Here is a 5,969-nt window from a genome sequence, read left to right as displayed (position 1 = left end):
GAACTTCTCTCACTCGCGTCGGAATGCACTTCCTAGTATAGCAGCTTTACCCGGAGCGTCAATTGTCTTAGAAAAAGATCCTGTTTCCCCATTGATATTACCGAGTGCGCAATAATGCGTAGTACCGGAACACCCGTCAATTGTGCGCTCCCGAGCGGGGCGGGCGCCCATTCTGGAAAAAGCGGTAGACCTCTTCCAGCCGATCAGTACGGCGAGCTGGGGGTAAGGCATTGAGAATCAGTCGTCCATAGCTCTTCGTATAGATGCGGCTATCCAGGATAGCCATTACCCCACGATCATCGCGTGTGCGCAGCAATCGGCCCAGTCCCTGTTTGAGGCGCAGCACAGCCTGTGGAAGAACGTAGGAGCCAAACCAATTCTCGCCGGCCTCTTTCATCAGGGCTACGCGGGCGGCGTGGACTGGGTCATCGGGCGGATCAAAAGGCAGCTTATCAATAACCACCAGAGAGAGCGCGTCACCGGGGATATCAACTCCCTCCCAGAAACTTTTGAGGCCGAAGAGAATGGCTGGCTCTGCTTTAAACTGGCGCAGCAGCTCACTACGTGGCCAGTCGCCCTGGCGCAACAGACGAAAAGGCAGGGTGCTCTGCTGCAGCAGACCGTAGACAGCGTCCAGCATGCGCTGACTGGAAAAAAGCAAGAAGGCGCGGCCCTGAGAGGCGTTGACCAAATGCAACATTTCGCCAGCAATGGCCTCAGTATAGCGTCGCGCGGCCTCATCGACTCCGTAAGCCGGCTCAGGCAGATGGCGCGGCAGGTAAAGCAGGGCGTTCTGCTCATAGTCGAAGGTCAAAGGGAGAATATGTTCTTCTACCTCTGGCATGTCTTCATAGCTGAGACCGATGCGCTGGCGAAAATAAGCGAAATGCGGACCTTTCTCCTCTGGCCGCAGCGGATGTGGCCCTGTGGTTGCCAGCGTCGCCGAAGTAAAGATCAGGACTGGCGTCTTGAGCAGCTTTTCGCGCAGCCAAGAAGTCACGTCCAGTGGGGCTGCTGACACCTCAATGTGACTGCTACGCTGACCAGCTTGATTCACGCGCTCCAGGTAATAGACGTAGCGTTCTGGTTGATTGACAGAGAAAACGGTCCGAACCTGCTCGGCCAGATTCTGGGTACGCTTGAGCAAGCGATCGTAGAGTGTACTCTCTTTCTCCGGCAGATCGCGGGGGCGTTCCTGGCGCAAGGAATCGGCGAGCTGAGAAAAGACCGTAGCCAGGTGTAAACCTTCCTCCAAGGGTTCAAGCAGGTTCAGACGTGAGCCAGGACCACAGTGGCGAGCTAGCTGCTCTAGACGGCGCCAGGTTGTGAGCCAGGCGCGCTCGGCCTCCTCTTGGAGACTTAAGCGACTGTGCTCCTTGAGCATACGCTGTGCGAGGAGCGTCCGAATCTGGTTGGGGCTGATTGTAATTGTAAAGGCGCGTGTAGCCTCTTCTTCAAGGTGATGAGCCTCATCCAGGACGATGACATCCCGTTCCGGCAAGAGGTGACCTTCCAGAGCTGCATCGAGCAGCAGCAGCGTATGATTGACAACGATGATCTGAGCGCGCTCGGCACGTAGGCGCACCTGCCGGACATAGCAGTCGAAGAAGAAAGGGCATTTGCTCCAGGCGCATTGATCACGCTCAGCCACGATGCGACTCCGCAGATCGGGAGACAGAGGGAAATCCAAGCTCTCGACATCGCCATTGAAATCAGCGTCTGGGTCCTGAGTCAGCTCATAGAGGCGACGAAACTCCCGATTGTGGGCGTAGAACTGCAGCCCCAGGCGCTCATTTTCGAGGCGATCGAGGCAGATATAGTTTCCCATGCCCTTGACCAGGGCCGCTTCGAAAGGTTTGATATGCTGCTGAACGAAGGGGATATCTTTATAGAAGAGCTGCTCTTGCAGAGCTTTGTTGGCGGTACTAATAATAGCTACGCGGCCCGAGCGGACGATGGGGACCAAGTAAGCCAGCGATTTACCTGTACCGGTAGCTGCTTCGAGAATGGCGTGTCTTCCCTGCTCCAGGGCGCGAGCCACGATCTCAGCCATAGCAATCTGAGCGGGCCGCTCCTCATAGCCTGGCAGGCTACGCGAGAGGATACCGCCCTGGCGCAGATCGGCTCGCACAACGGCCAGCAGGCCTTTCGCCTGCTCTTCCTGCTCTGCAGGCTTCTCGTCGTCCTGCTGCCAAGCCACAGCTGTGGGGACTGCTTTCTGCGCCATTGTCGGAGACACGGCGGTTGGCGCCGAGTAGGCAGGGTCTGATGCCACTGAAGTCGTCGGAGCGACGGTCGTAAAGCGCGGCATGGTGGCGCTCCCGTCATGTAAGGGTGCCTGTGGCACTGTCGCTGCGGGGGAGACCAGCGCAGGTGAAAGCGTCTGAGCCTGCAGTGAGGGCGGGGGCGTCTTCTCCGGCTCCTGAGACTGATAGCGATTAGGCAGACCCCTGATGGCGGCCAAACAGGCTTCGATGAAGGCGTGCACGTGAGGGAAGCGCTCGGCAGGATCAAGAGCCAAGGCCTGCAGCAGGACTGCCTCCAGCTCCGGGGAGATAGTCGCGTTCAGGCTACGTGGCCTAATCAAGCGCTGACGTTCCTGCTGAGACAGCAGCTCTCGCGGCGTTTCTCCCTCGTAGGGAGGGCGCCCGCAGAGCCAGCAGTAGACTAGAGCTGCCAAGGCGTACTGATCGCTGGCTGGCAGCGGTGAGCCTCGTAGATGCTCTGGCGCCTTATAAGGCAAAGCGGCAGGCTCATCGTCGTATGTCAGACTCCCATTATGGCAGGCCAGAGCAAAATCGTCTAAAACGACGTTGGAAGGCTCACCGAGAATACAGCCTGGGTAAAGATTGCCATGGACAACCTTGCGCTGATGCGCCACATGCAAAGCATCGCCAATTGAAAGCAACACTGGCAAAATCTGATCGGGAGTCAGGCAGCGCTCTGCTTGATGAAAGTCTTCAATGCTGACAGTGGGCAGATCGTGGAGCACAAGATAGCCGTAGAAACGACCACTAGTGGGCTCTCTGAAGAGGCCATAGTCTCGCACTGAGGCAATAGCGCGATGACCGGCCAGCCTCTTGAGATGGCGTGCACGTTCCTGAAAACAGCGTTGATCAGCTTCTGTGAGCAAGGGGAGAGCACTGACCTTCATAAAAATTGCGGAGCGGGAGCGCTTCGGCGACTCACAACGGTAAAGGGTGCTACTGGCGTTCTCCTTGATTTTCTCAACGATGGTGTAGGAAGCGATCTGGTGTAAATCGGTGCCTGCCATTAATGGCTCTCCCCACAACTGAACAGATGTTTGTGCTGCCTGTGCCAGTATATCACAGCCGTCGCTGGGGGACAATGCCGGCTCACCCGGTGCCGTCTGGAGCGGTTGGCTTGCCGTGCTGAAGGCTAGCATCTCCCCTCTCTTCATCGAGGGGACTGGCCCAGCCTGCTGCCACTTGACAGGACCGCCAGAGTCAGCTATTTTAGCGTAAACGAGACACGCATTGTGAGGAGCGTGGCACGACACGCAATGGATGAGCGAGCGGGCGGGCGCCGGGGAAGATGGCACGCTTCTCGCAGCAAGCTAAGGCCCCGCAGAGGAGACCGACGCACCTCGCTCTTGCGCCGCTCATCCCAAGCCTAGTCTCTTGCTCATCACGGAGTGGTCTCCTTGCTATCGTGCCAACAGATTGGCGCTGATCATCAGTAGCTATGGGTGAGCAGAACGAACAGATGAGCAGTGGGCAAAGTCAGACACCAGGTGCTGAAGCCCAGGCCCATCATTATGATCCCTCGAAATATGAGCGGCCATCGGTGACTGTCGATGTGGTGATGATGAGCATCCGCCAGTCAGACCTGCAGGTGTTGCTGGTCAAACGACGCTCCTGGCCGTATGAGGGCATGTGGGCCATTCCAGGGGGCTTTGTGCGCATCGATGAGTCCCTAGAAGATGCGGCCAAACGTGAGCTGCGCGAAGAAACGGGCGTGCAGGATGTCTATCTAGAGCAGCTCTATACCTTCGGCGATCCCGGACGCGACCCGCGTATGCGGGTGATCACGGTGGTCTACTACGCGCTTCTCGATTCGGAACGCCTCCAAGTGCGAGCGGCGGATGACGCCAGTGACGTCGGCTGGTTTTCCATGTATAATCTGCCGGAGCTGGCTTTTGATCACGCTAAGATCCTGGCCTATACCCTGCAGCGCATCCGGGGCAAGCTGGAGTACACGACCATCGCCTTTAACCTGCTACCGGAGCAGTTCACGCTGCGTGAGCTTCAGCGCGTTTACGAAATTATTCTTCACCGCAAGCTGGACAAGCGCAATTTCCGCAAAAAGATTCTCTCTACCGGTATTCTGGAAGACACCGGAGCCAAGAAGATGGAAGGAACCCACCGACCCGCCCGCCTCTATCGTTTTAACCCAGCAGCGGTAGCGCGCCAGTAGGGGGGACGGCAGGAAGCCAGGGAGGAGAGGCCCTAAGCATCTGGACTGGATTGAGAGCGATGTGCACCTCCAACCTCTTCCTTCTCCTATGTGAGATCTAGCCCTGTAAGGACGGTGTGCTTGGGTGCTACTGTGACCCTCCTCGCTCGGACTCTGCTGGTTGGGAAGCAAGGGCTGTGCTGGCGGTCTGGCTTGGGCTTGGTAGCTCAAGTAGCTCCAACAGCTCCGTAAGTGAGTGAATGAGGATACAATCAACATCGCTGTTACGCAAGCGGTGGGCGCGATCAAGCAGCACAGGGGTAATACCGGCTGAGCGGGCACCGAGCACATCATGAATGTAGGAGTCTCCAACGTGCAACGTGTAGTCAGCAATAGCATTAGCACGCTGCAGGGCAGTCTCATAGAGGAGCGTCGATGGCTTGGCGTAGCGTGCAATGGCCGAGACAATCACACAGTCAAAGAAGCGTGTCAGGCGGTGGCGGCGCAGGATAGGACCGAGGCTAATGCCCCAATCGGAGATTACGCCTAGTGTATAGTGATGCTGTTGCAGCACTTCCAAGGTAGGGATGACATCGGGGAAGACCTCCCAACTCGTATGAGCGGCAAACTCATCCGTGATGGCCCGAGCCAACTCATACAGGCGCTGATCGCTGCGCTCATCAACGGCCTGGCGCAGCATACTGACATAGTAGCCGAGCCATAGTTCATTGATGGACTGCTCGCTAGCCCAAGTATGGCGGTTCAAGCGCACCTGGCGATAAAAGTAATCTTCCGCTTCGATCAGACCCTGCTTGAGGCGTGTCAGGTCGACGCTCAGGCCAGCCCGCTGACAGACCTGCTGACAGATCTCAACGACTGAAGGATAGGGCTGCAGGAGGGTCTGACCGGCATCAAAGAAGATCGTGCGAATCGCCTGGGGTTGCTCAAGACGCATAGTCACCTCTTTTCCTGTCTGCTCCAGCTAGTGGACGAGCGGCGTAGGCCAGCTCGCCAGGCTTCTAGCAAGCCTGCCTGCTCACCTGCTCAGCCCGGTGGGGTAGCGATAGCAAAAGGTAAGTAGCTGTCGCCTGCCTTGTCCTCTGGTCGAAGCCAGTCGATGCGAGCCTGCGCTCTCCATCCTGCATCCAAGGACCAGAAGCCAAAGACGACCCTTTCTCTTGTGGGCAAACTGGCGTACAGGCAGCATTTCAGGAGCGTAAGGGAACCTGGCTCTGGTCTCGGTAGATAGCGGCAGCGGCGCTCAGTGTCGCTCCAGTCTGGACCGACCAACCGCATAATGGCAAGAGCTGCTCAAGGGCCGCCAGAACTGTTTCGACATTTTTGCGGCAAGCGTTGCCAGCCATCAGCCCGATGCGTAGCAAATGACCTTTCAAAGGACCGAGACCGCCGCCGACCTCAATGCTGTACCTTGCCAGCAACTGGCTGCGCAGCTGCTCCTCCGAGACAGTGGCAGGGAGACGAACGGCGGTCAGGACCGGCAATTCATAGCCCGGGCGAGGCAGCAACTCAAGGCCCAGGGCCTGCAGGCCGGC

The 5,969-nt window shown here is 57.7% G+C and carries 3 protein-coding genes and 1 pseudogene; 1 reads left to right on the top strand and 3 read right to left on the bottom strand.

Features of this window, described 5'->3' with window-relative positions; translation table 11 throughout:
* Positions 1–136: 136 nt before the first annotated feature.
* A complete protein-coding gene (locus tag IRZ24_RS15675; RefSeq protein WP_297165976.1) occupies positions 137–3,274 on the bottom strand; it encodes a helicase C-terminal domain-containing protein in 3,138 nt (1,045 codons plus the stop codon).
* A gap of 452 nt (positions 3,275–3,726) precedes the next feature.
* Here IRZ24_RS15675 and IRZ24_RS15670 point away from each other — a divergent pair, with 452 nt between their 5' ends.
* Positions 3,727–4,437 carry an NUDIX domain-containing protein gene (locus IRZ24_RS15670; RefSeq protein ID WP_297165973.1) on the top strand — a complete coding sequence of 237 codons (711 nt, stop codon included), beginning with the start codon at positions 3,727–3,729 and terminating at the stop codon, positions 4,435–4,437.
* A 127-nt stretch (positions 4,438–4,564) separates the two neighbouring features.
* On the opposite strand, the gene IRZ24_RS15665 is transcribed toward IRZ24_RS15670, so the two are convergent.
* Together IRZ24_RS15665 and IRZ24_RS15660 are read right to left on the bottom strand one after the other, a co-directional pair.
* Positions 4,565–5,371 (bottom strand): HAD-IA family hydrolase, encoded by an 807-nt coding sequence (locus IRZ24_RS15665; protein ID WP_297165970.1) that lies wholly within the window; start codon positions 5,369–5,371, stop codon positions 4,565–4,567.
* A gap of 253 nt (positions 5,372–5,624) precedes the next feature.
* Positions 5,625–5,969, bottom strand: a pseudogene (locus tag IRZ24_RS15660) (alanine--glyoxylate aminotransferase family protein); the annotation flags it as partial.

The organism is Thermogemmatispora sp. (assembly GCF_019683755.1).
GTDB lineage: Bacteria > Chloroflexota > Ktedonobacteria > Ktedonobacterales > Ktedonobacteraceae > Thermogemmatispora.
The sequence above is the reverse complement of the archived record's forward strand: the minus strand, read 5'-3'. Positions and strand labels throughout refer to the sequence as shown.